This window comes from Klebsiella sp. MS 92-3 (assembly GCF_000195655.1).
Taxonomy (GTDB): Bacteria; Pseudomonadota; Gammaproteobacteria; order Enterobacterales; family Enterobacteriaceae; genus Klebsiella; species Klebsiella pneumoniae.
Genome location: NZ_GL882840.1, coordinates 1 through 1,173 on the forward strand (window position 1 = coordinate 1; position 1,173 = coordinate 1,173).

Below are 1,173 nucleotides of genomic sequence, written 5' to 3' on the forward strand. Positions count from 1 at the left end.
GGCAGGGCCCGCAGGGGCCGGGCGGCGCACGCCATGGCCGCTTTGGCGCCGCGCTGGCGCCGGTGCAGGCGGCCACCGCCACCGAAGAAGCGGTCCCGCGCTATCTCACCGGGCTGGGTACGGTGACGGCGGCCAACACCGTCACCGTCCGCAGCCGGGTCGACGGCCAACTGCTGAGCCTTCATTTCCAGGAGGGACAGCAGGTCAAAGCCGGCGACCTGCTGGCGCAGATCGACCCCAGCCAGTTTAAAGTCGCCCTCGCCCAGGCGCAGGGTCAGCTGGCGAAAGATCAGGCCACCCTTGCCAATGCCCGCCGCGATCTCGCTCGTTACCAGCAGCTGGTGAAGACCAACCTCGTCTCCCGCCAGGAGCTCGACACTCAGCAGTCGCTGGTGGTGGAATCCGCCGGCACGGTGAAAGCAGATGAAGCGGCCGTCGCCAGCGCCCAACTGCAGCTCGACTGGACCCGCATTACCGCGCCAATTGACGGCCGCGTCGGCTTAAAGCAGGTCGATATCGGCAACCAGATCTCCAGCGGGGATACCACCGGGATCGTGGTCCTTACCCAGACGCACCCGATCGACGTGGTCTTTACCCTGCCGGAAAGCAGCATCGCCACGGTGGTGCAGGCGCAGAAAGCGGGCAAAACGCTCAGCGTCGAAGCCTGGGATCGCACCAATAAGCAGAAAATCAGCGTCGGCGAGCTGCTGAGCCTCGATAACCAGATCGATGCCACCACCGGGACCATCAAGCTGAAGGCGCGCTTTAGCAATCTGGACGACGCGCTGTTCCCCAATCAGTTCGTTAACGCCCGCCTGCTGGTGGACACCCAGCAGAACGCGGTGGTGATCCCTGCCGCCGCGCTGCAGATGGGCAACGAAGGGCATTTCGTATGGGTGCTGAACGATGAGAATAAGGTCAGCAAACACAGCGTGACGCCCGGCATCCAGGACAGCCAGAAAGTAGTCATCAGCGCCGGGCTTTCCGCCGGAGATCGCGTGGTCACCGACGGGATTGACCGCCTGACCGAGGGAGCGAAGGTAGAAGTTGTCACCGCCAGCAGCGGCGAGCAGGCGCAGCCCGCCCCGCGCCAGAGCGGTAAACACGGAGCGCGTTCCTGATGCAGGTGTTACCTCCAGGCCGCACCGGCGGCCCGTCCCCGCCGTTTTTTTT

1 protein-coding gene is annotated in these 1,173 nt (G+C 64.9%); it reads left to right on the plus strand.

Going from position 1 to position 1,173, the window contains the following annotated elements; translation table 11 throughout:
* Window positions 1–1,121: MdtA/MuxA family multidrug efflux RND transporter periplasmic adaptor subunit (locus tag HMPREF9538_RS06810; RefSeq protein WP_009485872.1), on the plus strand; the 1,121-nt coding region annotated here is incomplete at its 5' end.
* Window positions 1,122–1,173 lie beyond the last annotated feature (52 nt).